Annotated in this window: 21 protein-coding genes; 14 read left to right on the top strand and 7 right to left on the bottom strand. The window is 62.1% G+C overall.

Going from position 1 to position 25,237, the window contains the following annotated elements:
- The first annotated feature begins 71 nt into the window (after positions 1 to 71).
- The 3 genes from P0D71_RS22240 (at position 72) to P0D71_RS22250 (ending at position 3,671) form a co-directional block, all read left to right on the top strand.
- On the top strand, positions 72 to 1,385 hold the full coding sequence (locus P0D71_RS22240; RefSeq protein ID WP_408482126.1) for an aromatic ring-hydroxylating oxygenase subunit alpha: 1,314 nt from the start codon (positions 72 to 74) through the stop codon (positions 1,383 to 1,385).
- Positions 1,386 to 1,418: 33 nt separating this feature from the next.
- Positions 1,419 to 2,678 (top strand): FAD-binding oxidoreductase, encoded by a 1,260-nt coding sequence (locus P0D71_RS22245; protein ID WP_408482127.1) that lies wholly within the window; start codon positions 1,419 to 1,421, stop codon positions 2,676 to 2,678.
- A 135-nt stretch (positions 2,679 to 2,813) separates the two neighbouring features.
- Complete coding sequence (locus P0D71_RS22250) at positions 2,814 to 3,671, top strand: glycine betaine ABC transporter substrate-binding protein (RefSeq protein ID WP_091801454.1); 858 nt, start codon at positions 2,814 to 2,816, stop codon at positions 3,669 to 3,671.
- An 83-nt stretch (positions 3,672 to 3,754) separates the two neighbouring features.
- Here the strand turns inward: P0D71_RS22250 and purU are convergent, their stop codons facing one another.
- Positions 3,755 to 4,630: a formyltetrahydrofolate deformylase gene (gene purU / locus P0D71_RS22255; RefSeq protein ID WP_091801451.1), complete on the bottom strand. Its 876-nt coding sequence runs from the start codon at positions 4,628 to 4,630 to the stop codon at positions 3,755 to 3,757.
- Between the two features lie 137 nt (positions 4,631 to 4,767).
- On the bottom strand, positions 4,768 to 5,682 hold the full coding sequence (locus P0D71_RS22260) for a choline sulfate utilization transcriptional regulator (protein WP_091801448.1): 915 nt from the start codon (positions 5,680 to 5,682) through the stop codon (positions 4,768 to 4,770).
- Between the two features lie 162 nt (positions 5,683 to 5,844).
- Between P0D71_RS22260 and betC the strand changes: the two genes are divergently transcribed.
- The 3 genes from betC (at position 5,845) to P0D71_RS22275 (ending at position 9,802) form a co-directional block, all read left to right on the top strand.
- Complete coding sequence (gene betC / locus P0D71_RS22265) at positions 5,845 to 7,383, top strand: choline-sulfatase (protein WP_408482128.1); 1,539 nt, start codon at positions 5,845 to 5,847, stop codon at positions 7,381 to 7,383.
- A 51-nt stretch (positions 7,384 to 7,434) separates the two neighbouring features.
- Entirely contained in the window at positions 7,435 to 8,385 is a 951-nt protein-coding gene (locus P0D71_RS22270) for a choline ABC transporter substrate-binding protein (RefSeq protein WP_408184976.1), read from the top strand.
- Positions 8,386 to 8,653: 268 nt separating this feature from the next.
- Positions 8,654 to 9,802: a porin gene (locus P0D71_RS22275; RefSeq protein WP_091801437.1), complete on the top strand. Its 1,149-nt coding sequence runs from the start codon at positions 8,654 to 8,656 to the stop codon at positions 9,800 to 9,802.
- 51 nt (positions 9,803 to 9,853) lie between these two features.
- On the opposite strand, the gene P0D71_RS22280 is transcribed toward P0D71_RS22275, so the two are convergent.
- Entirely contained in the window at positions 9,854 to 10,780 is a 927-nt protein-coding gene (locus P0D71_RS22280; protein ID WP_408482130.1) for a LysR family transcriptional regulator, read from the bottom strand.
- A 110-nt stretch (positions 10,781 to 10,890) separates the two neighbouring features.
- Here P0D71_RS22280 and P0D71_RS22285 point away from each other — a divergent pair, with 110 nt between their 5' ends.
- Positions 10,891 to 11,532 carry a glutathione S-transferase family protein gene (locus P0D71_RS22285; protein ID WP_408482132.1) on the top strand — a complete coding sequence of 214 codons (642 nt, stop codon included), beginning with the start codon at positions 10,891 to 10,893 and terminating at the stop codon, positions 11,530 to 11,532.
- 33 nt (positions 11,533 to 11,565) lie between these two features.
- Entirely contained in the window at positions 11,566 to 13,623 is a 2,058-nt protein-coding gene (locus P0D71_RS22290; RefSeq protein ID WP_408482202.1) for a pyridoxamine 5'-phosphate oxidase family protein, read from the top strand.
- A 43-nt stretch (positions 13,624 to 13,666) separates the two neighbouring features.
- Here the strand turns inward: P0D71_RS22290 and P0D71_RS22295 are convergent, their stop codons facing one another.
- The 3 genes from P0D71_RS22295 to P0D71_RS22305 form a co-directional block, all read right to left on the bottom strand.
- On the bottom strand, positions 13,667 to 13,894 hold the full coding sequence (locus P0D71_RS22295) for a hypothetical protein (protein WP_091801428.1): 228 nt from the start codon (positions 13,892 to 13,894) through the stop codon (positions 13,667 to 13,669).
- Positions 13,895 to 14,223: 329 nt separating this feature from the next.
- On the bottom strand, positions 14,224 to 15,864 hold the full coding sequence (gene groL, locus P0D71_RS22300; RefSeq protein WP_091801425.1) for a chaperonin GroEL: 1,641 nt from the start codon (positions 15,862 to 15,864) through the stop codon (positions 14,224 to 14,226).
- An 18-nt stretch (positions 15,865 to 15,882) separates the two neighbouring features.
- Positions 15,883 to 16,173: a co-chaperone GroES gene (locus tag P0D71_RS22305; protein ID WP_007177123.1), complete on the bottom strand. Its 291-nt coding sequence runs from the start codon at positions 16,171 to 16,173 to the stop codon at positions 15,883 to 15,885.
- A gap of 290 nt (positions 16,174 to 16,463) precedes the next feature.
- Between P0D71_RS22305 and P0D71_RS22310 the strand changes: the two genes are divergently transcribed.
- Both P0D71_RS22310 and P0D71_RS22315 read left to right on the top strand, forming a co-directional pair.
- Positions 16,464 to 17,681, top strand: coding sequence for an acyl-CoA dehydrogenase family protein (locus tag P0D71_RS22310; RefSeq protein WP_408482134.1), 1,218 nt, complete (start codon positions 16,464 to 16,466; stop codon positions 17,679 to 17,681).
- 41 nt (positions 17,682 to 17,722) lie between these two features.
- Positions 17,723 to 18,067, top strand: coding sequence for a DUF3088 domain-containing protein (locus tag P0D71_RS22315; RefSeq protein ID WP_091801419.1), 345 nt, complete (start codon positions 17,723 to 17,725; stop codon positions 18,065 to 18,067).
- 106 nt (positions 18,068 to 18,173) lie between these two features.
- Here P0D71_RS22315 and P0D71_RS22320 read toward each other — a convergent pair whose 3' ends face one another.
- Positions 18,174 to 19,403, bottom strand: a complete 1,230-nt coding sequence (locus P0D71_RS22320; RefSeq protein WP_408345554.1) for a porin — start codon at positions 19,401 to 19,403, stop codon at positions 18,174 to 18,176.
- 427 nt (positions 19,404 to 19,830) lie between these two features.
- Between P0D71_RS22320 and P0D71_RS22325 the strand changes: the two genes are divergently transcribed.
- The 4 genes from P0D71_RS22325 (at position 19,831) to P0D71_RS22340 (ending at position 25,232) form a co-directional block, all read left to right on the top strand.
- Positions 19,831 to 21,435 carry an ABC transporter substrate-binding protein gene (locus tag P0D71_RS22325; RefSeq protein WP_408184984.1) on the top strand — a complete coding sequence of 535 codons (1,605 nt, stop codon included), beginning with the start codon at positions 19,831 to 19,833 and terminating at the stop codon, positions 21,433 to 21,435.
- A 13-nt stretch (positions 21,436 to 21,448) separates the two neighbouring features.
- Positions 21,449 to 22,429, top strand: a complete 981-nt coding sequence (locus tag P0D71_RS22330; protein ID WP_408184985.1) for an ABC transporter permease — start codon at positions 21,449 to 21,451, stop codon at positions 22,427 to 22,429.
- 42 nt (positions 22,430 to 22,471) lie between these two features.
- Positions 22,472 to 23,443, top strand: a complete 972-nt coding sequence (locus P0D71_RS22335) for an ABC transporter permease (protein ID WP_408482137.1) — start codon at positions 22,472 to 22,474, stop codon at positions 23,441 to 23,443.
- A gap of 73 nt (positions 23,444 to 23,516) precedes the next feature.
- Positions 23,517 to 25,232 (top strand): ABC transporter ATP-binding protein, encoded by a 1,716-nt coding sequence (locus P0D71_RS22340; RefSeq protein WP_408482139.1) that lies wholly within the window; start codon positions 23,517 to 23,519, stop codon positions 25,230 to 25,232.
- Positions 25,233 to 25,237 lie beyond the last annotated feature (5 nt).

A 25,237-nucleotide genomic window follows, 5' to 3' on the forward strand; every position in this document is an offset into this window, starting at 1 on the left:
TCCGGTTCGGGCCAGCATGCGACCAGGAGGGCCTGGCGCGGCGCCAGACGTGACATGCAACGGAGCACACAATGAAAGTTTCGGCAGACGTTCGCGCAATGATCGAACGCCGTAAGAAGAATCACACGTTGGAAGCGCCTTTCTATACGAGCGAGAATATTTTCGCGCTCGACATGGAGGCGATCTTCCGGCAACACTGGATTCAGGTCGCGGTGGAACCGGACGTGCCGGAGCCGGGCGACTACATCACCGTGGAGATCGGCAACGATTCGATCCTGATCGTGCGCGACGACGATATGCAGGTGAGGGCGTTTCACAACGTCTGCCGCCATCGCGGCGCGCGCCTGTGCAATACCGACAAAGGCTCGCTCGGCAATATCGTCTGCCCGTATCACAGCTGGACGTATAACCTGAACGGCGATCTGATGTTCGCCGAACACATGGGCGACCAGTTCGACCGCTGCAAACATAGCCTGAAGTCCGTGCATCTCGAGAATCTGGCCGGCCTGATTTTCATTTGCCTCGCGGACAACTCGCCAGCGGACTTCGCCGTGGTGCGCGCGGCGATGGAACCGTATCTGTTGCCGCACGATCTGGCCAACTGCAAGATCGCGGCCTCGATCGACATTGTCGAAGAGGGCAACTGGAAACTCACGATGGAAAACAATCGCGAGTGCTATCACTGCGTCGCGAACCATCCCGAGTTGACCATTTCGCTGTACGAATACGGTTTCGGTTATCAGCGCACGCCGGCCAATGAAGAGGGCATGGCCGCGTTCGAAGAGACCGTGGCTCGCCGCACCGCGCAATGGGAAGCGATGCAGTTGCCTTCCGCGGAAATCGAACGGCTTGCCGATCTGGTCACCGGTTTTCGCACGCAACGCCTGCCGCTCGATCGCGACGGCGAATCGCAGACGCTCGACGCGAAAGTGGCCTCGAAGAAACTGCTCGGCGGCTTCGAGCAAGCCGATCTCGGTGGCCTGTCGTTCTGGACGCAGCCCAATTCGTGGCATCACTTCATGAGCGATCACATTGTCAGTTTCTCGGTGATTCCGCTCTCGGCGGGCAAGACGCTGGTGCGCACCAAGTGGCTCGTTCACAAGGACGCGCGCGAAGGCATCGATTACGACGTGAACAACCTCACGGCCGTGTGGCGCGCCACGAACGATCAGGATCGCGCACTCGTCGAATACTCGCAACGCGGCGCGACGAGCAGCGCTTATGAGCCGGGTCCGTATTCGCCGTTCACGGAAGGCCTCGTCGAGAAGTTCTGCGAGTGGTACATCGGCCGCCTGGCGGATTACAGCAATGCGCCCCAAACCCATGAAGCAGGCGAAACCACGCCGGCTTCGCACGGCGAAAAAGTCGTGTCTTTCATGCGCTGAGCGCGGCACCGCAACCAGGAGTCGGAGAAAACAATGATGCGCGATCAGGCGACGTTTCAGCTCAACACCCAGCCGGCCGCGGACCACGCTGCCAGCCGGGTCACGCAGCCGCGTTTCTGGGAAGCGTTGCCGGCGCGCTGGAACAGCGACACCGACGACACGCTGGTGTGCTGCCAGGTCCGCCAGGAAACGCACGACGTAAAGAGCTTTTTCTTTCGCGCGCCGTCCGGACGGGCGTTCGTATTCGAGCCGGGGCAGTTCATTACGCTGGAACTGGAGATAGACGGCGAGTCGATCAATCGCTGCTATACGATCTCTTCGCCGCCCACGCGTCCGCATACGATCTCGATCACGGTCAAGCGCGTGCCGGGCGGCAAGGTGTCGAACTGGCTGCATGACAATCTGCATGCGGGCGCCGAGGTTCGCGTGCTCGGGCCGGCGGGCGAATTCACCTGCGCGCGGCACCCGGCGCGTAAATTCCTGTTTTTATCGGCGGGCTCGGGTATTACGCCGCTGATGTCGATGAGCCGCGCGCATCATGAACTCGGTGAAGATAGCGACATCGTGTTCGTGCATAGCGCCCGCACACCGGACGACATTATCTTCGCGCGCGAACTCGACCTGATCGCGTCGAATCAGGCGCATTTCCGCACCGCGTTTGTTTGCGAACGGCTCGGCGCGCGCACGAACTGGCCAGGTGTGACCGGTTTTCTGACATTGCCGCTGCTCAAGCTCATCGCGCCGGACTTTCTGGAGCGTGAGATCTTTACCTGCGGACCCGCGCCGTACATGCAAGCGGTGCGCAATCTGCTGGACGAGGGCGGTTTCGATCGCAGTCACTACCACGAGGAAAGTTTCTCGTTCGAGACCGTGGGCGAAGTGGCCGCGCAGTTGACCACCGCTCACGTGGCGGACGCGTTGCTGAACGCGAGCGCGCCGGTCACGGCCGAGAGCTTTATCGAGGCGCGCGAACAGGCGCCGGGCTTCACGCCCGCGCTCGCACCGGCGCCCGCCTCCGTCGAAACGGAAACCCGCTTCAAGGTGAGCTTCGCCAAGAGCAATCGCGAGATCGAATGCGGCAGTGGCCAGCACGTGCTCGACGCCGCGAAAAAAGCGGGCGTGCGGCTGCCCGCATCGTGTACTCAGGGTATGTGCGGCACCTGCAAGGTCAAGCTGGTGTCGGGGGAAGTCGCGATGAAACACGCGGGTGGCATTCGCCAGCGTGAGATCGATCAGGGCATGGTGCTGTTGTGCTGCAGCAAGCCGTTGACCGATCTGGTCGTGGATAAGTAAGACGAGAAGGACGGCCCCCAGTGGCCGAAGTCGCGTGCGGACAACTGGATGTCGGAAAACAACGCTACCTGGCAATTCTGGCTGGCGATTCTAAATGCTCATTGGGTTGTTGTGACGGCAAACGGGAGAACGGCGATGAGACTGATCAAAAAGATATTCGTGTTGAGCGCATTGAGCGCGGCGCTGACGGCAAGCAGCGTGAGTGTGTCGGCCGATACCAAGCCGACTATCAAGATCGGTTACGTGGAAGGTTGGGACGACAGCGTCGCGACCTCGAACGTGGCCGCGCGCGTGATCGAAAAGCGTCTGGGCTACCAGGTGCAACTCGTGCCGGTCGCAGCCGGCGTGATGTGGCAAGGCGTGGCGCGCGGTGACCTCGATGCGACGCTGTCCGCGTGGCTGCCGGTCACGCACGGCGCGTACTGGAACAACTTCAAGGACAAGGTGGTCGACCTCGGTCCGAACTTCAACGATGCGAAGATCGGCCTGATCGTGCCAGAAAACGCCGACGTGAAGAGCGTGGGCGATCTGGAGGCGAAGAAGACGGAGTTCGGCTCCCGCATCGTCGGGATCGACGCCGGCGCGGGCGTGATGCAGAAAACCAGCGAGGCGATCAAGGCCTATGGACTCGACTACACGCTGATGCCGAGCTCGGGCAGCGCGATGACCGCCGAACTGGCGCGCTCGGAAGCGGCGAGCAAGCCGATTATCGTGACGGGCTGGAAGCCGCACTGGATGTTCGCGAAGTACAAGCTCAAATTCCTCGAAGATCCCAAGAAGGTGTTCGGCGAAGCGGAGCACGTGGATAGCGTCGTGAATCCTGACCTCGAGAAGAAGGCGCCGACGGTTGTCGCGTTCCTCAAGAAGTTCCAATGGAAGCCGGGTGAGATCGACAGCGTGATGCTGGCCACGCAAAACGGCGAGAAGCCGACTGCTGCCGCGGATGCGTGGATCAGCGCGCACGGCGACCGCGTGGATAGCTGGGTGAAGTGATTACGCGCTTAGTGTGAACGTGCTGCCGCTTCGGTGAAGCGGCAGCTTCCAGAGAACGCCGCTCTTTTTAGCGGCGTTTTCGTTTATTGCAGTACAACGGTCCGATCGCCGTTGATAAACACCCGCCGTTCGATAAACGCCTTGACGGCCCGCGCCAGCGTGATGCATTCGACGTCGCGCCCGGTGGCAAGCAGGCGCTCCGGGCTATACGAATGATCGACGCGCTCCACCACCTGTTCGATGATCGGACCTTCGTCGAGATCGTCAGTGACGAAGTGCGCGGTGGCGCCGATCAGCTTGACGCCGCGCGCATGCGCCTGGTGATACGGTTTCGCACCCTTGAAGCCGGGCAGGAACGAATGGTGGATATTGATCGCGCGTGCCGCGAGCGCACGGCTCGTTTCCCCGGACAGAATCTGCATATAGCGCGCGAGAATCATCAACTCCGCGCCCGATGTCTCGAACAGATCGAGCAGCCGCGCTTCCTGTTGCGGCTTCGTATCGGCGGTGATCGGCAGATGGTGGAAGGGCAAGCCATGCTGCTGCGCCAAGGGTTCGAGATCGCGATGATTCGAGCCGATTCCGACAATGTCCATTTTCAGCTCGCCCATGCGCCAGCGGAACAGCAGATCGGCGAGACAGTGTTCGAGTTTCGACACCATGATCAGGACTTTCGGCCGTGTGCCGACGTCGTGCATGGCCCATGTCATGCGGAAGCGCTCGGCGATCGGCTCGAATTCGCGCTTGAGGCCCGCGGCATGCAGCGTCTCGCTGCTGTCCACGCCGTGGAACACGCAGCGCACGAAAAAGCGTTCACTCAGGTCGTCGTCGAAAACGGTCAGTTCGTCGATATAGCAATGATGCCGGTCGAGAAAGCCGACAACGGCGGCGACCTGGCCCGCCGCGCTCGGACACGCGACGGTGAGAACCAGTTGATCGGGGCGGGAATCGGCGGACATGCGCTCTCCACTTGGATGATAGGGCGATGCCACGGGGCGCGGCATGCATCATCGCAGTAGATCAAATCAGGCGCATGCGCGGATAGAAGCTAAACGCCGTCGCGCTGGAACGGGAGCGCCAGATTCGGGGGCGGTGCTCAGTCGGCGTCGAGTCCGCATTCGCCGAGCAGCCATTGGCGAAAGGCGCTAACAGCGGGCGTCGCCGCGCGCTGCGTGACGAGCAGATAGCCGCGCTCGGTGACGACCGGCGGCTCGAACAGTTCGACGAGTTGCCCCGTTGCAAGCAGTTCGTCGACGAGCGGCGCCCAGCCGAGCGCGACGCCCTGGCCCATGATCGCCGCATGGGCCACGAGCGTAAAACTGTTGAACGTGATGCCGCGATGCGCGGGCGGCGCATCCAGCGCGTGCGCGGCGAACCAGTCGGTCCAGGACAGCCAGCGCGCCGGCTGGGTCGGTTCGAGATGCAGCAACGGGAGGTGCAGCAGCTCGGACGGCGTACGCAGCGACGGGTGTGCCGCGGCAAAGGCGGGGCTGCACACCGGCGTGACGCGCTCGGGAAACAGTTTGACCACGCCGCGCGCGCTCCAGTCGGCGTGTTCGTCGCCGAATGCAATGGCAATGTCCGCCTGATCGTGCGAAGGATCGAACACGTTCTGAGAGGTGATGATCTTCACGTCGACGTCCGGCATCAGCGCCTTGAACTGCGATAAACGCGGCATCAGCCAATAGGTGGCGAAGCCGAAATCGGTGGAGAGCGTGAGGGTTTGCGGCATACGCCGCGCGCGGATTTCGCTGGTGGCGAGGCGAATCGTGTCGAGCGCGTGGCGCACCGCTTCGAACAACCGCTCACCGTCTTCCGTGAGCGTAACGCCGCGATGGCCGCGCTCGAAGAGCGGGGTGCCCAGCGCTTCTTCAAGCTGCACGACGCGCTGGCTGACAGCCGGCTGTGTCGAACCCATCTCGCGCGCGGCAGCCGTGAAGCTGGCCAGACGCGCCGCGGATTCGAACATGGCCAGCGCCTGCATTGGCGGCAAGCGATCCTGCCTCGGCATAACGACCCCTTATAGGCACATAACGATTTGCCGTCTTCACAGTCGTGAATTGGACGGCAATAGTGGTGCGCATGGCGGGCCCGGCATCGGGCCGCCCGTTTGCCGTTGCAACAACGGCGGCATTTGCACCGACACTTGTGATTCTATTCGAGGCACGCCCCCATGCTTGAGAGCAAAAAGAATATCCTCATTCTGATGGCTGACCAGATGACGCCGTTCGCGTTGGCCGCATACGGACACCGTCTGACCAGGACCCCCAATCTCGACCGGCTCGCCAAGCAAGGCGTGGTATTCGAATCCGCCTATTGCGCGAGTCCGCTATGTGCGCCATCGCGGTTTTCCTTCCTGTCGGGCAAGCTGCCGTCGGCAATCGGCGCCTATGACAATGCAGCGGAATTTCCGTCGCAAACGCTGACGTTCGCGCACTATCTTCGCGCCGAAGGATATCGCACCATTCTGTCCGGCAAGATGCATTTCTGCGGCGCCGATCAGTTGCATGGCTTCGAAGAGCGGCTCACCACCGACATCTATCCTGCCGACTTTGGCTGGACGCCCGACTGGGCGCATTTCGAAGCGCGCCCCACGTGGTATCACAACATGAGCTCCGTGATCGATGCGGGCCCGTGCGTGCGCACCAACCAACTCGATTTCGATGACGAAGTCACGTTCACCACGCGCCAGAAACTCTTCGACATCGCACGCGAACGTCATGCCGGAAAAGATGCAAGACCATTCTGCATGGTCGCCTCGCTAACCCATCCGCACGACCCGTATGCGATTCCAAAAAAGTACTGGGACCTGTATCGCGACGAAGACATCGACATGCCCGCGTTTCGCGATTCAATCGAAGACGCCGATCCGCATTCGAAGCGCCTGCGCCATGTATGCGAAACCGACCGCACGCCGCCCACGGGTCAGCAGATCCGCAATGCGCGCCGAGCCTACTACGGCGCAATCTCCTACGTCGACGACCAGTTCGGCGCGATCCTCGAAGCGCTCGAACAGTCGGGACTCGCGAAAGACACGATGATCGTCGTAACCTCCGACCACGGCGAGATGCTCGGAGAGCGGGGCCTCTGGTACAAGATGACCTTCTTCGAAGGTGGCTGCCGCGTTCCTCTGATCGTGCACGCGCCGCAGCAATTCGACGCGCATCGCGTGCGGGCATCCGTTTCGCATCTCGATCTGCTGCCCACGCTGGTCGAACTGGCGCGCGGCGAATCGCCGGCCATGTGGCCCGATTCGCTCGATGGACAGAGCCTCGTGCCGCATCTACAGGGCCGCCAAGATGGTCACGATGAAGCCATTGGCGAATATCTGGCGGAAGGTGCGATTGCGCCGATCGTGATGGTGCGGCGCGGCCGCTTCAAATTCATTCATACGCCAGCGGATCCCGATCAACTTTACGACGTCGCAGCGGACCCGCTGGAGCGGGAGAATCTTGCCGCGCGCAGCGAATACGCGGCACAGGTCGCGGCGTTGCGTGAGGAGATCGCGCAACGCTGGGATCTCGCCGCGCTGCACAACGAAGTGTTGCAAAGCCAGCGGCGGCGTCATTTTCATTTCGCTTCCACGACACAGGGCACGGTCGCGTCGTGGGACTGGCAGCCGCATGTCGATGCGAGCCAGCGCTATATGCGCAATCACATCGATCTGGATACGCTCGAAGCGATGGCGCGTTTTCCCGCCGTCGTGCGTTGATTCCCACTCTGCTAACGATCCACCCCACCTCACGAACAGGAAGCCGACATAATGAAAAAGCTCTTCAAACAGGCGGTAACCGGCGTGGCGCTGCTTTGCGCGTCGGCCACATTCGCGTTGGCCGCCGAGCCGCAGTCGTGCACGCAAGTCAACATGGCGGGGCCCGGATGGACCGACATCGACGCCACCAATGCGATCACCGGCGTACTGTTGAAGGCGCTGGGCTATAAGCAGAGCGTGGCGAACCTGTCGGTGCCGATCACGTATCAGGGCTTGAAGAAAGGGCAGATCGACGTGTTTCTCGGCAACTGGATGCCCGCGCAGGCGCCGGTCGTCAAACCGTTCGAGGAAGAAAAGTCGATCGAGGTCGTGCATCCGAATCTGAGCAACGCCAAGTTCACGCTGGCCGTACCCGATTATGTGGCGGCGGCCGGCATCCATTCTTTCGCGGATCTGGCAAAGAACGCCGACAAGTTCGATAGCAAGATCTATGGCATCGAACCTGGCGCACCGGCCAATCAGAACATCAAGAAGATGGTCGACGACAAGGCGTTCGGCCTCGGCAACTGGAAGCTCGTCGAGTCGAGCGAGACCGGCATGCTCACGCAGGTGGAGCGGGCGGTGCGCGAGAAGAAATGGATTGTCTTTCTCGCGTGGGAACCGCACTTGATGAACACCAGGTTCAAGCTCACTTACCTTGATGGCGGCGACAGGTACTTCGGGCCCAACTACGGCGGCGCCACGGTCAATACGGTGGCGCGCAGCGGCTATGCCGAGCAGTGTCCGAACGTCGGCAAGCTGTTCAGGCAGCTCACCTTCAATGTCGATCTGGAAAACGGCGTGATCACCGAAGTACTGGAAAAGAAGACCCCTGTGAACGCTGCCGCGACCGAAGCGCTCAAGCGTCACCCTGAATTGTTGAAGTCGTGGCTCGACGGCGTGAACACGGCGAGCGGCGCCAATGGTTTGCAAGCCGTGCAAACGGCGCTCGGTATGAAATAACAGCGCATTCCTAACCATGAAGTCGCCAGGCGACAGATTTATGTCGCTTCCGGTCGAATCCTCCTAAATCTGGACTCGTATTCTTGATCCGGCGATGTGAATGTGACTGGTCATTACATGCATCGCGGATAGCTTCAATCCGTTTTACTCGGTCTCAGCCGGTTTCGAACTGCCCGTCATGCGAGAAGCGCCGCGCGCTGGTCAACAGCGCGCAGCAGGGATCGCTTTATCCAACGAAATACGCAGGCAAAGAGCAGGGGAGAATTAGATGAAGAAGAGCAATGCCGTCAGCCTTTCGGGACTCGCTATCGCAGCAAGCGCTATCTGTGCGCCGATGGCCGCCCATGCGCAAAGCAGCGTCACACTGTACGGCATTCTGGATGCCGGCATCACCTACGTGAACAATGCCGGTGGCGCCAACCAGTTCAAATTCGACGACGGTATTTCGTACGGTAACCGGATCGGTTTCAAGGGCGTCGAAGATCTCGGCGGCGGCTTGCAGGCGGTGTTCGTACTGGAGTCGGGTTTTCACGTGGGCAACGGGCAACTCGGATTCGGCGGCGCGTTGTTCGGCCGCCAGGCATATGTCGGCCTGAAGAGCAACTGGGGTACGCTCTCGCTCGGTAATCAGCTCGACATGACCGAGGAGTTTGTCTACCTCTATAACATCTCGTCGTGGGCGAGCGGTTATGCGATCCATCAGGGCGACTTCGACCGGATGAACGGCGACCGGCTGCCGAATTCGGTCAAGTTTCTCTCCAACGACTACGCAGGCTTCTCGTTCGGCGGCATGTATTCGTTCGGCAATACCGCGGGCGACTTTCACAACAAGAGCGCATGGAGCGTGGGTGCGCGTTACGAGCACAGCGACTTCAACATGGGCGCGGCCTATACGCAGTTGAACAATCCGTACGGCATCTACGCATTCGACCCGTACGCGATGATCGGCACGCGCACGTTCCTCGGCAAGCCGACCGTGTCCGTCGATCCCGCGACCGGCGCGGTAACGGACCTGTACAGCTCGTCGGCGTTTCCGGTCGACAAGCAAGGGGCGTTTGCCGTGGGTGCGGCCTATACGATCGGCAAGGTCATGCTGAGCGGCGACTTCACTTACACGACGATCAAGGGGCTCGGCGAGACCTCGCATATGCAGGTCTATGAGGTCGGCGCTTCTTATACGTTCACCCCGGCGTTGATGCTGTACGGCGGTTATCAACACACACGGTTCGAAGGCAACCACTGGAACCAGGGCTCGCTCGGCCTGCATTACCTGTTGTCCAAGCGCACGGACGTCTATATTTCCGGCGACTATCTGCGCGCGTCGGATGGCGTGAACGCGGTGATCGGCTATAGCTTCACGCCGTCTTCGTCGAACACGCAGAGCGACGTGCGGATCGGCATGCGTCATTCGTTCTGACCGGTGGCAAAGGGCGGCTTTCCGTGTGTGTGACGGGAACCGCCCGCGCCATTACGATGGCCGTTCGAGCTGTTTCTTGAACGTTTCGATCAGCGCCCGCACTTTGGCCGGCGGATGGCTGGTGGGCGGAAACACCGCCTGAATGCTAGCAGGCTCGGTCGCCCATTCGGGCAACAGGCGGATCAACCGGCCCGCGGCGACATCGGCGTCGATCGAGAAATCGGTCAACAGGCCGAATCCGCCGCCGGCGAGCGTCGCCGAGCGGCACGCGTTGGCCGTGTTCACAAGAAACGCGTTTTCGCAGCGCACGCTTTCGGCGTCACCGTCGTCTGTGCTCTTGCCATTGCTGCGCCGCAGCTCGAGCGTCAATGGATGCGGCAAGACCGTCATTGCGCAGTAGGGCATCGCCGACAGCTCAGCGGGCGTTTGCGGCTCTCCCCATATTTCGACGAACTCCGGACTCGCGACGATCCACTTGACGAAGCTGCCGAGCTTCACCGCCCGGTAATTGGAGTCGGCCAGCCGGCCGAGGCGGATTGCCACGTCGATGCCGTCCGCGATGAGATCCACATATTGGTCGGTGCACAGCAATTCGACATTGAGCTGCGGATTCGCGCGGCGCAGTTCGACGAGCGCCGGCGCGACGGCAAGCGAGCCGTAGTCGATCGGTGAGCTCACGCGCAAGGTGCCGCGCACAGGCGCCGATTCTCCGCCGATCGCCGTCAGTGCTTCTTCCGTGGCGCGCAGGATCTTCACGCTGGCGTCGTAAAACGCTCGGCCCGCTTCCGTCAAGCCTAGCCGCCGCGTCGTGCGGACCAGCAGGCTCGCGCCCACCTCGGCCTCGAGCCGCTGCATGTGCGTGCTGACCATGGTTTTGGCGAGGCCCAGACGCGCTGCCGCGGCGGTCAGCGAGCCGGCCTCGACGACCGCGACGAAGATCGCCAGGCGGTTCAGGTTTACGTCGCGTACGTCGGCCATGGTGGATTGTCCATCTTCGATTGACTGTGTTTCCCGGATTATCGGGCTTCTGCAAAGGCGCTCGTGCGCATTATGCTCGTTCCATCCCTTCCTGCTCGATGGAGCCTGTTATGCCCGCTGCGCGACCCGCCCAACCGATCCGCCTGTATACAACGCTGCTTTCCGGCCACGGCCATCGGGTGAAGCTCTTTCTGACCCTGCTCGACCTGCCGTTCGAAGTGGTCGAACTGGACATGAAAGCCAGTGATAACCGCAAGCCCGCGTATCTGGCGCTCAACCCGTTCGGGCAGGTGCCAACGATCCAGGACGGCGATCTCACGCTGTTCGATTCGAACGCGATTCTCGTGTATCTGGCAAAGCGTTACGGCGACGCCTCCTGGCTGCCGGAAGACCCGCTCGGCGCGGCCACCGTACAGCGCTGGCTGTCGCTCGCCGCCGGCCAGATCGCTTACGGGCCATGTGCCGCGCGGCTCGTTACCGTGTTCGGCGCGCCGCTCGATCATGAGAGCGCGAAGAAAATTGCCGTGAAGCTGTTCAACGTGCTCGAAAGCGAACTAGCGGACAAGGCGTTCGCCGCGGGCAATCAGGTGACGATTGCCGACATTGCCGCGCACACTTATATCGCACATGCACCGGAAGGCGGCGTGTCGCTCGAACCGTACCCGAACATTCGTGCGTGGTTGCGCCGCGTCGAAGCGTTGCCGCGGTTTGTCGCCATGCCGTCGACGAAGGCCGGACTGCTCGCCGGATGAGCGGCTGATTTTTGACGTCAACGGAGTCCGATGATGTCCACGTTTATTCCTCTGAATAGTTGGGGCGCCGACGCCTCGCCGTTTCACACAGCCGAACTCGCCGCCCAGCAGCGTGCGGGGGTGACAAGCCAGGCGGATGCGTCGGGCCGCCGCGGCATTCGCCGCTCCATGCCGGACCAGCACCGCCAGTTCTTCGCCGAACAGCCGTTCATGGTGTTCGGCGGTGTCGACGCCCACGGCCAGCCATGGGCGACGGTGCGCGCGGGCGCGCCGGGTTTCGTAAGCTCGCCGGATGCGCGGACGCTGCGGATCGAAGGCGGCGTGCTGGCCGGTGATCCGCTGGCGGACCGCTGGCAGAAGGGGGCCATGATCGGCGGCCTTGGACTGCAGCCGAAGACCCGGCGCCGCAACCGGATCAACGGCGTGGTGACATCGGTGGACGGAGCCGCGCTGACCGTCGAGGTTCGTCAGAGCTTCGGCAACTGCGCGAAGTATATTCAGAGCCGTGTGCCGAGCTGGGTGGAGCAGGGCGTGTCCGGGCCTTCGGTGCCGCCGGAAATAGCAACGCAACTCAGCGACGCCGACCGTGAGCTGCTGGCGGGAGCCGACACGTTTTTCATCGCGAGCGCGAATCTCGAAGAGAACGCGGGTCTCGCTCGCGGCGTCGACGTGTCGCATCGCGGCGGGCCGCCGGGGTTCGTTCGTATCAAGGATGAGCACACGCTGACCACGCCCGACTACAGCGGCAACAACTTCTTCAATACGATCGGCAACCTGATCCACGATCCACGCGCCGGGTTGCTGTTCATCGACTTCGCGACCGGCGATCTTGTGTATGTCGCCGCAGTTGCGGAAATCGTCTGGGACGGCGCGGAGCTGGCGGCGTTCGAAGGCGCGCAACGGCTCGTACGTTTTCACGTGCGGGAAGTGCGGCGCAGCCGGGGCGCATTGCCGTTTCGCTGGTCCGATGTGGAGTTTGCGCCGCAGTTTGCGGCGGCAGTGCGTAAGCCGGTTGCTGCGTCGCCCTGGCACAAGCTGACGGTTGCGGCAGTGGCCGACGAGACACCGTCGATTCGTTCCTTCTACTTCGAATCGATCGACGGCGCACCGCTGCCGCCTTACAAACCGGGGCAGTTTCTGCCGATTCGCCTGCCTGTGCCGGGTCTCGACACACCGCTGATGCGAACCTACACGCTTTCCGATGCGCACAATCCGTTGCGGTATCGAATCAGCGTGAAACGCGAAGGGGTCGCCTCGAACTGGTTGCACGAGCATCTGGTTGCCGGCATGCAGATCGAAGCCATGAAGCCGCGCGGCACCTTCACCTATGCGCAAGAGAGCCCGCGCTCCGCCGTTTTTATCTCGGCGGGTATCGGCATCACACCGATGATGGCCATGCTTCGGCATGCGTCGGCCGCGTCGCGCGACGACGGCGCGAAAGCGAGGCGACTGTTCTTCTTTCACGGTGCGCGCAGTGATCGTGAACGACCTTTCAGTGCTGACCTGAAGGAGATCGCGGCGCGTAATCCGGCAGTTTCCCTGCATCTTTTCGATAGCGCCGCATCTGTGCCGACTGACGGCGTATCGCCCGGACGGATCGGCATCGACGCGCTGAAACGCGCGCTGCCCTTCGACGACTACGACTTCTATCTATGCGGGCCCGAGCAGTTCATGCAGGACCTGTATGAAGGGCTGCGTGGACTGAACGTCGCGGATGAACGGATTCGCTTCGAAGCTTTCGGCCCGGCGACCGTGAAGCGCATGCGCGCCAGCGAGGGGACGAAGGCACAGGAAGCGCCGTCGCAAGGCACTGACGGTGTGCAGGTGAGCTTTGCGCGTTCGGCGCGTACGATTCAATGGCTGCCGCGCGACGGCAGCTTGCTGGAGCTTGCCGAGGCGCACGGCATCAACGCGCCGTCGAGTTGCCGCTCGGGTATGTGCGGCACATGTTCGACGCGTGTGTTGGCGGGAAAGGTTGAGTACGACGGCGAAGTGGAGGCGCAGATCGAACGCGGTGCTGCGCTGATTTGCATGGCGCATCCGGTTGCCGGCGATCCCGGTGCGCAAGCTGGTGTAACGCTGGACTTGTGATCAGTGAACGATAGCGCCGGCCGATGTCACGCGGGCGGCGTCGTCAATGGGTCGACTCGTGAACGTCGGCGCCTGACAGGCAGCGCAGTGCCCGATCGCCATCGCTGCGCGCTGCTTCCTCAATCGGAAAGGTTTCCGTGCTGAACGCCACCACCTTGAATCCGGATCCGGCCGCACGCGGCGTGGTGATGCCCCAATGCCAGCCGCCGTCCTGCTCGAAGACATGCAGAACAGCCGTGTTTGGTACGTGTAAAGCCTCATAAGTCGTCATGGCACATTCCTCCGTCGCAACATGACCGTGAGTGCGAATTGCATACTTCTACGCTGAGTTTAGTGCATTTTGCTGCACCGCAATATCTAGTTTGTTGTAGAAATGCTGAATTAGTATGTGGACCCGCGGCCAGCGCGGGATGCGTGCACCAAAGCACACCAGCGCGAGTCGCACGCAGGATCGCGATGACGTAGCGATGGGCATGGTTCGGCGTCTGCCATACATGTGCGAGGAAAGTGGAAAACAGATCGGGCCGGCTCGCTGGAAAGCGAGTACCGGCCCGTGTTTACCGCGCTAATTGCCTGGTGCCAGGCGCAAGCGGTGAGTCGTCAGAAATCGAGTCCCGGTGCGCCCGCGCCAGGACCGCCTGGCTGACCTGCGGCCGGCGTATCCTTCGGTGCCTCGTGAACGGTGGCGTCGGTGGTCAGCAGCAGTCCGGCTACCGAAGCCGCGTTCTGCAGCGCGGTGCGTGTGACCTTGGTCGGATCCAGCACGCCCGATTCGACCAGATCGCCATATTCGCCGGTCTGTGCGTTGTAACCGAAATTGCCCGTGCCTTCAGCGACCTTCGCGACCACCACGCTCGCTTCCTCGCCCGCATTCGTGACAATCTGGCGCAACGGTTCTTCGAGCGCGCGCAACACGATCTTGATGCCTGCATCCTGATCGGCATTCACGCCCCTGAGCCCGCTGATCGCCTGCTTCACGCGAATCAGCGCGACGCCGCCGCCCGGCACGATACCTTCTTCAACGGCTGCGCGCGTTGCATGCAGTGCGTCGTCGACACGGTCTTTCTTTTCCTTGACCTCGATTTCGGTTGCGCCGCCCACCTTGATCACCGCCACGCCACCCGCCAGCTTCGCGACGCGTTCCTGAAGTTTTTCGCGGTCGTAGTCGGAAGTCGCTTCCTCGATCTGCACGCGAATCTGCTTCACGCGCGCTTCGATATTCTTGCTGTCGCCCGCGCCGTCGATGACCGTGGTGTTCTCCTTGCCGACTTCGATGCGCTTGGCCTGACCCAGTTCGGCGAGCGTCGCTTTATCGAGCGTCAGGCCAGTTTCTTCAGCGATCACTTGCCCGCCGGTGAGGATCGCAATGTCTTCGAGCAGCGCCTTGCGACGATCGCCGAAGCCGGGCGCCTTTACCGCGACGGTCTTCAGAATGCCGCGAATGTTGTTGACCACCAGCGTGGCGAGCGCCTCGCCTTCCACGTCTTCCGCAATGATCAGCAGCGGGCGGCCGGCTTTCGCGACCTGTTCCAGGATCGGCAACAGATCACGAATGTTCGACACCTTCTTGTCGTGCAGCAGCACAAACGGGTTGTCGAGTATCGCAACCTGTTTATCCTGATCGTTGATGAAATACGGCGAGAGGTAGCCACGGTCGAATTGCAGACCTTCCACCACGTCGAGTTCGTCGTCGAGCGACTTGCCGTCTTCCACGGTGATGACGCCTTCCTTGCCGACGCGGTCGATCGCTTCCGCGATACGCTGACCGATCGACTCTTCGCCGTTGGCCGAGATCGTCGCGACCTGCGCGATTTCCTTGCTGGTCGTGGTCGGCTTGCTGATCTTCTTCAGTTCATCGATTGCGGCGACCACGGCCTTGTCGATACCGCGCTTCAGATCCAGCGGGTTGAGGCCCGCCGCCACGTATTTCTGACCTTCGCGCACGATGGCTTGCGCGAGCACAGTCGCCGTCGTGGTGCCGTCGCCCGCCGCGTCACTGGTGCGCGAAGCGACTTCTTTGACAAGCTGCGCGCCGATATTCTGCACGCGGTCCGACAATTCGATTTCCTTCGCGACCGACACACCGTCCTTGGTGACGATGGGCGCGCCGAAGCTGCGTTCGAGCACCACATTGCGGCCTTTCGGACCCAGTGTGACCTTGACCGCATTGGCGAGAATATTGACGCCTTCGACCAGCCTCGAGCGGGCGACGTCGCTGAAAATGATTTCTTTTGCTGCCATGGTTAGACGCTCCCTTCGTTATTGAGTGACGACTGCGACGACATCTTCTTCGCGCAGCACGAGCAGTTCATTACCGTCGACCTTGACCGACTGCCCGGCATATTTGCCGAACAGCACGCGCTCGCCGACTTTCAGATCGGGTTCAATGCGTTTGCCGTCGCTATCGCGCTTGCCCGGTCCGATGGCGATCACTTCGCCCTGATCGGGTTTTTCCGCGGCGCTTTCCGGAATGACAATGCCTGAAGCGGTTTTGGTTTCCTGGTCGAGACGCTTGACGATCAGGCGGTCATGCAAGGGACGTAGGCTCATGGTTCCATTTCCACGGTTGAATTCTGGCACTCGTCGTTGGTGAGTGCTGACCGGGATCGAGTATAGAAATGCGGCGCCCGTTGCTCCAATAACGGATTCATCGATCCTTATCCGCAATTCGCATTTCACAATCGCGCATATCCATAGCTTGATTCGCTGGTTTTGTGCGGAGAGCCGCGTCCCTATACTGATTCGTCACAGCGGCATGTCTTATTGGCGCGCTGGTCCATCTTCCCAACTCAAACAGTCGGATCGAATGCGATCCGTGCGCTTTTACAAGGAATCAAGGCATGCAGGTCTCTCAGGACACCACGGCGCGTGCGAGGCTCCACGCGGCACTCGCCGGGTTGCCCGCGCTGGCTCAGGCGATTGGCGAAGACGCCGCGCAACGTGAGGTGCGGCGCGAGTTGCCATTCGACGGCTTCAGGCTGTTTCGCGAATCCGGCCTGGGCGTGCTCCGTTTTCCGGTCGAGTGGGGCGGTTTGGGCGGAACGTTGGAAGACCTCTTCGAGGTGATCGCCACGTTGGGCGCGCATGAATCGAATGTCGCGCACGCACTGCGGATTCACTTCGACCAGACCGAGCAACTGCTGCTGTCGCCGCGTTCCGCCTTCAACGACACGCAGATCGAGCGCATACGGCAAGGGGCGATCTTCGGCGGTGCGTCCACGGAACTGGGGACGGCGAGGCCGGGCGAAATCGTGACGAAGCTGGTGCGCGACGGCGAACACTTTCGTGTGACAGGCAGAAAGTACTACTCGACCGGCACCGCGTTCGCCGACTATGCGCGGATCAACGTGCAGAACGAGAACGACGAAAAAGTGTCGATCGTGATTCCCGTGTCGCGTGAAGGATTGCAGGTACTCGACGACTGGGACGGCATGGGGCAACGCATGACGGCGAGCGGCAGCCTCGTGCTCGACAACGTGCAGGTGTTCTCTCACGAGATCGCGACACGCGGCTATACGACGCTCGCCGGCCGGCATGGCAGCGCCGTGCGGCAGCTGCATCTGGTAACGGTTGCGGCGGGTATCGTGCGAAACATTCTCGCGGACGCACGGCGCTACGTGACGCAATACGGCCGGCCGGTGCTGCATAGTCCGGCGCCCTCGGCGCGCGAGGATGGTTTCGTGCAGCAGGTGGTGGGCGACCTCGCGGCGCACAGCCTCTCGATCGATGCACTGGTCGCGGCGAACGCACGCACGCTCGACCGCTCGGCGAATGCGATCCACAGCGGCGCGGCGAATGCGGAAGAGCTGGTGCTGGAAGGCGCACTGGCCACTGCCAAAACCCAGCTCGTGGTGAGCAAGCTGGCGCTTTATGCGGGCGAGCGTTTGTTCGAGATTGGCGGCGCATCGGCCACAGGACGCGCGCACAATTTCGACCGTCATTGGCGCAATCTGCGCACCATTTTCAGTCACAACCCTCTGCTGCACAAAGCGCGCGTGATCGGCGACTACGAGTTGAACGGCGTGACCACGCATCTGACCGAAGGACGCGTGTTCTAACGGATTGCCATCCATTCACCACCTTTCGAGCATTGCACACTATGAGCCGAGATTTGCTGTTACTACTGGAGCCGGGCTTTACGGATCCGGATCATCCGGGCGAGCGTTTTATCTGCCCGGACGGAGCGCCGATTGAAGGTTTGCTGGCGAGCGATCCCGCGCGTAACGCCCATCTCGACATTCGCCGCCTGCCGTTTGCGCGTCCGCGCGCCGAGGTGATCGAGGTGCTGGACGCTGAGCACCAGAGTCTGCCGGTACTGATTCTCGGTGACGAGCAGCCCGCGCCCGCCGATGCCCAGACGTTGGGCAGCAAGCGCTTCGTGACAGACACGCGCCGCATTCTCGATCTACTCGCGCAGCGTCACGGTTTCCCCAAAGTGCATTGACGGAGCTGAAGCGGGGTGTATGCCGGGGTAAATGCCGTTAGCGTGTTTCGATGTGACAACGGCATTCACCCCGAGCCGTTGCTCGACCGGGGCCTGTTGCTTCGCTCTAGAACAGATGCTTGACACCCGCCGAGACGGCCACCTGGTTGCTGGTGGTGGACGGTGTCAGATAGCCGATTGCCGCGACCGCCGGCCGTCCCAATGAATCGGTGCCGCTCGCGTGTTGATAAGCGCCGGTCACGTAAATGTCGGTTGCCTTGGAAAGCGAGTACGCCGCGCCAAGGTTCAACTGCTCGTACTTGGCGCTCTCTTTGCCGCTCACGCTGCCGCCTTCCGTATAGTCGAATGACGTGCCGAATCGAAGAAACGGCGTGGCCTGATAGCGCAAGCTCGCACTGACGGTGCTCAGCCTCGTCGAACCGCTATAGTGCAGCGTATTCAGCGAAGAGTTCGAGCCCAGTCCACGGAATTGGGTAGTCGAGTAGGCCGCACCGACAATCGCGCCGCCTGCCGTGTAGGTTGCCGCCACGGAAATCGTCTGCTGCGTGTTCGCCGATGCGAAGCCGGCGATCGCAGGATTGGACTCGGCGGTCGTTGCCGAACCCGCCGATCCAAGGTTATTGCCCGTGGTGCTTGCATTCGCATTGGTGCCGTAAAGCGACGTGTTCGGATTGCGCGCATTGACGATCGACGCGGCAATGGCGAACGCGCCTCCGGTATAGCTGGCGCCGGTGGACCACAGCTGATTCTGCGTGACGTTCCCGGCCACGCCACCCAAGCTGTATAGCGCGCCGAAGCGGAAGCCGTTGAACGAATCCGAGAGGTACTTCAGCGAATTGTTGATGCGGTGAGTGAAGTTCAGATTGTCGTAGTCCGCCGGATGAATCGCGAGGTTGCCCCAATACCAGCCGTGGATCAGTGGCGATACGAATTCCACCGAGGTGTCGCCCTGGCGTCCCAACGTGAACGTGCCGTAGCGGCCGCCATTCAGACCGACCCACGCCTGGCGTCCGAACTCCGTGCCGCCTTGACCAATTGCGCCGTTGTTCACGCTGAAGCCATTTTCAAGCTGGAACAGGGCCTTCAATCCACCGCCCAGATCTTCCACGCCTTTCAGGCCCCAGCGACTCGACGCAAGTCCCGATGATCCGCTATCGAACTGCGCCACCTGCGCGCCGCCTTTGGGTTTGCCGGAGGACGGCGTTGCAGCCGTCTGAGCGTTATTCGAGTAGGTCACATTGCCGGTCACGATCCCATACAGGGTGACGCTGCTTTGAGCACTGGCCGTACCGACCATGAGAGACGAAACGCTGAAAGCGAAAAGCAGTTTTTTCATAGTTGTTTGAATCGTTTTTGAGGGCGAGTCGGAGAAGTGATTGCCCGAGGAAAATCTCGAATCGGGCGAGCAACGATAAGCAAAACGAATCGACGAAACAAACAATCAAATTCGATATGGATATCGACTATTTCTCTCGAATAAGCGCTAAAACACCGATTCTTTAGTAATAACGCAAACTCTCGACAATAGATACGCAATCCTTATTTGTATGTTTTCGTAGCGATGCTCCCTCGACGTAACAAAAGGAAAGGCGGCGTCCCGCCGATGCGCCTTTCCTCCGCACCATGCTTTGCATATACATAACGATTGGTTCTTTTACCGACGCTGCGGCTTTATCGTGAGCGCTGCGGCAGCGGCATTGCCGACACGACAACACTCTATTCGGCCGGCAAGGCCGAAACATCGGCATAAGGATCTGGATTACATGGCACGGTTGAATCGACGCGAATTTCTTATTTCATCGGGCGCGGCGCTCGCGGCGGCCGGCATGCCGGCACTTGCGTTCGCCCAGGGCGAGGCCGGCGCGCCGAAACGGGGCGGCACGCTGAACATGTTGATCAATCCGGAGCCGCCGGTGCTCGTGTCGATCTTCCAGACGACCGGACCCGCGCTCGTCGCGAGTTCCAAAGTGCTGGAAGGCTTGCTGGCTTATGACTTCGACCTGCGCCCGAAGCCGCAACTGGCCACGGCGTGGTCCGTCAGCCCGGACGGCCTGAAGTACACCTTCACCCTGCGGCAGAACGTGAAATGGCACGACGGCCAGCCGTTCACGTCGGCCGACGTCGCTTTCTCGATCGATCTGCTCAAATCGGTGCATCCAAGGGGCCGCAGCACGTTCGCGAATGTGACAAGCGTCGCCACGCCCGATGCGCGCACGGCGGTGATCGAGTTGTCGAAGCCCGCGCCGTATCTGTTGAAAGCACTCTCGGCCGGCGAATCGCCAATCGTGCCCAAGCACCTGTACGCGCAGGGCGACCCGCTGTCCAATCCGCACAACAACGCGCCGATCGGCACCGGACCGTTCCGTTTCAAATCGTGGACGCGCGGCGCCAATATCGTCTATGAGCGCAATCCGGACTACTGGGACGCGGGCAAGCCGTACATCGACAGCCTTGTGTTCAAGGTCATTCCCGACGCCGCCGCGCGCTCGGCCGCGTTCGAAACCGGCGCGTTGGATCTGGGCGGCGAGAACCCGGTGCCGCTCACGGATCTGCCGCGCCTCACGCAACTGCCGCAACTGGCGGTCGAAACGCGCGGCTATCGATTTCTGGAACCGCTCGCCGAGATCGACTTCAATCTCGATCATCCTATCCTCAAAGACGTGCGCGTGCGCCAGGCCATCGCGCATGCGATCAATCCGCAGGTCGTGCAGCGCACGGTGGCCTACGGCTATGCCGATCTGTCGCCCACGCCGATCACGCCGGGCTCGCCTTATCACGACGCAAAACTCGCACCGTACGCGTTCGATATCGGCAACGCGGAGAAGCTGCTCGACGCCGCGGGCTATCCGCGCAAGGACGGCGGCGTGCGCTTCCGTCTGACGCACGACTTCCTGCCGTACGGCGACATGTACCGGCGCCAGGCCGACTACGTCAAATCCGCGCTGGCGCGTGTCGGTATCGACGTGACGGTTCGCTCGCAGGACTTGCCTGCATTCCTGAAGCGTGTGTATGCCGATCGCCAGTTCGATTTCACGAGCATCGGCGTCAACACGCTATTCGACCCGAGCGTGGGGGTTCAACGCCTCTACTGGTCGAAGAATATCCGCCCAGGTGTGCCGTTTTCGAATGCACCGCATTACAGCAATCCGGAAGTCGACCGCCTGCTCGAAAGCGCCGCGGTCGAAACCGACGAAAGCAAACGCGTCGTGTTGTACCAGCAGTTCCAGCAGATCGTGTACCGCGATCTGCCGATCCTCAACCTGGTCGCGCCGCGCATGGTCACGCTGGCGAACCGGCGCGTTCACAACCATACGGTGTCCGCACAAGGCCTGGAAGGCAATCTCGCGGATGTCTACCTCAGCGCATGACAGGAGCGGCACGATGAGTCGAGGTTTGCGTTTTGGTGCGATTCTCCGGCGTACCGCATGGCAGGCATTGCCGACGGTGATCGGCATCGTGATCCTGAACTTCTTCCTGCTGAAGCTGATGCCAGGCGACGCCGCCGACGTGCTTGCCGGCGAATCCGGTTCGGCGACCGCGGAAACCATGCAGGTGCTGCGCGCGAAGTTCGGTCTCGACCAACCGGTGCTGCATCAATTGTGGTCGTACCTGACGCATCTTTCCCACTTCAGCCTGGGCTATTCACCGCGCTACGACATGCCGGTCATGCAGTTGATCCTGTCGCGCCTGCCCAATACGCTGTTGTTGATGGGCGTGGCGTTGTCGTTCGCGATCGTGACGGGCGTGGTGCTTGGCGCGGTGATGGCACATTGGGCCGGCAAGTGGCCGGACCGTGTGCTCTCCGTGCTGGCCTTGCTGTTCTATTCGACGCCGGGTTTCTGGATTGGATTGCTCGCCATCGTGCTGTTCTCGGTACACCTGGGCTGGTTGCCGAGCGGCGGCAACCTCACGCTCGGCGTGCAATTGCACGGCTTCGCGTATTTCGCCGATGCAGCCCGGCACGTGCTGCTGCCGGCCGCGACGCTGGCCACCTTCTTTGTCGCGATCTATGCGCGGCTGACGCGGGCCGCGATGCTGGAAGTGCAGCGTCAGGACTTCGTGCGTACCGCGCAGGCCAAGGGCTTGCATCCGTGGCGTGTCACGGTGCGGCATGTGCTGCGCAATGCGCTGATGCCGCTCACGACCATCGTCGGGATTCATTTCGGTACGTTGCTGGGCGGCGCCGCGGTGACCGAGACAGTGTTCAGCTGGCCCGGCCTCGGGCGACTCGCGCTCGACGCCGTAATGGCGCGCGATTTCAGCGTGCTGCTCGGCGTGCTGCTGCTGTCTTCGCTGCTCGTGATCATCGCCAATGTGCTGGTCGATTTGCTGCAGGCATGGCTCGACCCGCGCGTCGCGTGATGGATCGCGTCGACGCCACTCGTTTTTTTCCAGAAGGATGACATGGCTTCCGATTCTTCCAATTTGATCTCCACTCCGCCCGAGCCCACGGCATCGCCGTGGCGGCGCCAGTTGGCCGGTACGCTGTTTGGTCTGCGGCGCGGCAATGCGGCCGTTGCACCGGAGCGCGCGGGAGCGGGGCGCGGCGTCTGGCGCGCGCTGCTGCGCAATCCGTCGGCGCTCGCCGGGCTGGTGCTGCTCGCGGCGTTCATCGCGCTCGCGCTGAGCGCCGGGCATCTGTTTCCCGGCGACCCGCTCGATATGGTGGCGGCCCCATTCGAATGGCCGGGGACGGACACGCAATACCGGCTCGGCACTGACTCACTCGGGCGCGACGTGGCCGCGGGCATTGCTCATGGCACACGCGTGTCGCTGCTGATCGGCGCGGTGTCGGCCGGCATCGGGCTCGTGATCGGCACGCTGGTCGGTGCAACGAGCGGTTTCTTCGGCGGAGTGATCGATGATGTGCTGGTCCGTATTACCGAACTCTTCCAGACGGTGCCGTCGTTCTTGCTGGTGATCGTGATCGTCGCGATCGGCCGGCCGAGTGTGACGGTCATCGCGCTCGCGATCGGGATCGCTTCGTGGCCGACCGTCGCGCGAATCGTACGAGCGGAATTCCGCTCGCTGCGCCAGTCCGACTTCGTGCTCGCCGCACGCAGCCAGGGGTTCAGCAACGCGCGCATCATCTTCGGCGAGATTTTGCCGAACGCTTTGCCGCCTGTGATCGTGACCGCCTCGGTGATGGTGGCGAGCGCGATCCTGATCGAGTCGTCGCTATCGTTTCTCGGCATGGGGGACCCCAACGTGGTCAGCTGGGGCGGCATGATCGGCGCCGGCCGCGATTCGCTGCGCACGGCATGGTATCTGACCGCGGTTCCCGGCGCGGCGATCGTGCTCGCGGTGCTCGCGCTGAACCTGCTTGGCGACGGCCTGAACGACGCACTCAATCCGCGCCTGCGCGAACGCGCCTGAGACTCAATCCGGCTGAATGGCGGGCGCATGACGCGGCCTGCCGCGCGGCTGACAACGTATTCGAGGATGCACAGTGGCAAACCTGCTTGAAGTACGCGACCTGCGCGTCAGTTTCGGCGCGCACCAAGCCGTGCGCGGCCTGAGTTTCGATATCGCGCAAGGCGAGACGCTGGCGCTGGTCGGCGAATCGGGCTGCGGCAAATCAGCAACGGCGCTTTCGTTGATGCGGCTCGTGCCCACTCCGGGGCGCGTAACGGGCAGCCTGCGTTTCGACGGCCGCGAGCTGCTCGATCTGCCCGCACGCGAGATCCGGGACATTCGCGGCCGGCAGATCTCGATGATCTTCCAGGAGCCGATGACCTCGCTCAATCCCGTGCTTTCGATCGGCGCGCAGATCGTCGAGACATTGCGCCAGCACGAGAGCCTGTCCAAATCCGCGGCATGGAAGCGCGCGGTCGAATTGCTCGAACTGGTGCAGATTCCCGATCCGCAGCGGCGCGTGTTCCATTATCCGCACGAGCTTTCCGGCGGCCAGCGCCAACGCGTGATGATCGCGATGGCGGTGGCCTGCCGGCCGCGCCTGTTGATTGCGGACGAGCCGACCACGGCGCTCGACGTCACCATTCAGGCGCATATTCTCGAACTGCTCGATGGTTTGCGGCGCGAGTTGTCGATGTCGCTGCTGCTGATCACGCACGATCTCGGCATCGTCGCGAAGCACGCGGACCGTGTTGCGGTCATGCTGGCGGGCGAGAAGGTCGAGGAGGCGCCGGTTGCGCGGCTCTTTACCCAACCGCAGCACGTCTACACACGCGGGCTGCTCGGCGCCTCGCTGAACCTGGCGGACGATCTGCATTATCGCGGCTGGAAGCTGCCGGAAATCCGTCACGGTATCGGCGACGATGGCAAGCCGAGTTTCGCCGTGGTGCCGCGTTCGGTGCGCACCGGCCAATACGTGGCGGACGCGGATGCCAGGGGGCGTGCCGCGTCGCCCGGCGATGCGCCGTTGCTCGAACTGCGGGACTTGCGGATCGACTACCCGCAACGCCATGGGAAGAGCACGCTGCGCGCCGTGGACGGCGTGTCGTTGCAGATCGCTCGCGGCGAGACGGTCGGTCTTGTCGGCGAATCGGGGTGCGGGAAATCGACGCTGTCCAAGGCGATCTTGCGGCTCGTGCCGGCCGCCGGCGGCGCCATCCGCTTGCGCGGCACCGATCTCGTGCCGTTGGGCGAGCGCGAGTTGCGGCCGTTGCGGCGGCATGTGCAGATGGTGTTTCAGGACCCGTACGCGTCGCTCAATCCGCGCCGTACGGTCGCGGACATTCTCGATACCGTGCTGGTGGTAAACGGTGTTGGCAACGCCCAGCAACGCCGCACACGCATCGCCACCATGCTCGATCGGGTTGGCTTGCCCAAGTCGGCGCTCGCGCGTTTTCCGCATGAATTTTCGGGTGGCCAACGGCAACGCATCGGAATAGCGCGGGCATTGGTGCTGGAACCGGATCTGCTGATCTGCGATGAGCCGGTGTCCGCGCTCGACGTATCGATTCAGGCGCAGATTCTCAATCTGCTGGTCGATCTGAAACGCGATCTCGGGCTGGCGTATCTGTTCATCTCGCACGATCTTTCTGTGGTGCGTTATATCGCCGATCGCGTGCATGTGATGCAGGCGGGGCGCATTGTCGAGAGCGGGCACCATCGGGACATCTGGCGCGCGCCGCAACACCCGTACACGCGCACGCTGCTCGACGCGATTCCGGGCCGGACATTCGACGCGCAGGCCGCATAGCGTGC

The organism is Paraburkholderia sp. RL17-383-BIF-A (assembly GCF_046028015.1).
Classification (GTDB): Bacteria; Pseudomonadota; Gammaproteobacteria; order Burkholderiales; family Burkholderiaceae; genus Paraburkholderia.

Bases quoted from the DNA above. Each gene is read 5' to 3' on its own strand.
- P0D71_RS22320 (WP_408345554.1), bottom strand. From the start codon at position 19,403: ATGAAAAAACTGCTTTTCGCTTTCAGCGTTTCGTCTCTCATGGTCGGT.
- P0D71_RS22245 (WP_408482127.1), top strand. From the start codon at position 1,419: ATGATGCGCGATCAGGCGACGTTTCAGCTCAACACCCAGCCGGCCGCG.
- purU (WP_091801451.1), bottom strand. From the start codon at position 4,630: ATGTCCGCCGATTCCCGCCCCGATCAACTGGTTCTCACCGTCGCGTGT.
- P0D71_RS22260 (WP_091801448.1), bottom strand. From the start codon at position 5,682: ATGCCGAGGCAGGATCGCTTGCCGCCAATGCAGGCGCTGGCCATGTTC.
- P0D71_RS22285 (WP_408482132.1), top strand. From the start codon at position 10,891: ATGCCCGCTGCGCGACCCGCCCAACCGATCCGCCTGTATACAACGCTG.
- P0D71_RS22280 (WP_408482130.1), bottom strand. From the start codon at position 10,780: ATGGCCGACGTACGCGACGTAAACCTGAACCGCCTGGCGATCTTCGTC.
- P0D71_RS22325 (WP_408184984.1), top strand. From the start codon at position 19,831: ATGGCACGGTTGAATCGACGCGAATTTCTTATTTCATCGGGCGCGGCG.
- P0D71_RS22275 (WP_091801437.1), top strand. From the start codon at position 8,654: ATGAAGAAGAGCAATGCCGTCAGCCTTTCGGGACTCGCTATCGCAGCA.
- P0D71_RS22315 (WP_091801419.1), top strand. From the start codon at position 17,723: ATGAGCCGAGATTTGCTGTTACTACTGGAGCCGGGCTTTACGGATCCG.
- P0D71_RS22270 (WP_408184976.1), top strand. From the start codon at position 7,435: ATGAAAAAGCTCTTCAAACAGGCGGTAACCGGCGTGGCGCTGCTTTGC.
- P0D71_RS22295 (WP_091801428.1), bottom strand. From the start codon at position 13,894: ATGACGACTTATGAGGCTTTACACGTACCAAACACGGCTGTTCTGCAT.
- P0D71_RS22290 (WP_408482202.1), top strand. From the start codon at position 11,566: ATGTCCACGTTTATTCCTCTGAATAGTTGGGGCGCCGACGCCTCGCCG.
- groL (WP_091801425.1), bottom strand. From the start codon at position 15,864: ATGGCAGCAAAAGAAATCATTTTCAGCGACGTCGCCCGCTCGAGGCTG.
- P0D71_RS22250 (WP_091801454.1), top strand. From the start codon at position 2,814: ATGAGACTGATCAAAAAGATATTCGTGTTGAGCGCATTGAGCGCGGCG.
- P0D71_RS22335 (WP_408482137.1), top strand. From the start codon at position 22,472: ATGGCTTCCGATTCTTCCAATTTGATCTCCACTCCGCCCGAGCCCACG.
- P0D71_RS22240 (WP_408482126.1), top strand. From the start codon at position 72: ATGAAAGTTTCGGCAGACGTTCGCGCAATGATCGAACGCCGTAAGAAG.
- P0D71_RS22305 (WP_007177123.1), bottom strand. From the start codon at position 16,173: ATGAGCCTACGTCCCTTGCATGACCGCCTGATCGTCAAGCGTCTCGAC.
- P0D71_RS22330 (WP_408184985.1), top strand. From the start codon at position 21,449: ATGAGTCGAGGTTTGCGTTTTGGTGCGATTCTCCGGCGTACCGCATGG.
- betC (WP_408482128.1), top strand. From the start codon at position 5,845: ATGCTTGAGAGCAAAAAGAATATCCTCATTCTGATGGCTGACCAGATG.
- P0D71_RS22310 (WP_408482134.1), top strand. From the start codon at position 16,464: ATGCAGGTCTCTCAGGACACCACGGCGCGTGCGAGGCTCCACGCGGCA.